At 52.0% G+C, this 223-nt stretch carries 2 tRNA genes; both read left to right on the top strand.

Annotated elements, in window-relative coordinates:
* Positions 1-36: 36 nt before the first annotated feature.
* Positions 37-109: transfer RNA gene (locus CHH53_RS17065), tRNA-His, on the top strand.
* A 14-nt stretch (positions 110-123) separates the two neighbouring features.
* A tRNA-Ile gene (locus CHH53_RS17060) sits at positions 124-200 on the top strand.
* The last annotated feature ends 23 nt before the right edge of the window (positions 201-223 follow it).

Here is a 223-nt window from a genome sequence, read left to right as displayed (position 1 = left end):
TTCCCTCCGCCGCTACCATATATATTTTAGCCCGTGGCGGTTGTGGCGAAGTGGTTAACGCACCGGATTGTGGCTCCGGCATTCGTGGGTTCGATCCCCATCAATCGCCCTTTAAACATCACTGGACCCTTAGCTCAGTTGGTTAGAGCTATCGGCTCATAACCGATCGGTCGCAGGTTCGAGTCCTGCAGGGTCCACCATTTGAAGAATTTCATATGCAATG

Source organism: Terribacillus sp. 7520-G, from assembly GCF_002271665.1.
In the GTDB taxonomy this organism is placed as follows: domain Bacteria; phylum Bacillota; class Bacilli; order Bacillales; family Amphibacillaceae; genus Terribacillus.
The sequence above is the reverse complement of the archived record's forward strand: the minus strand, read 5'-3'. Positions and strand labels throughout refer to the sequence as shown.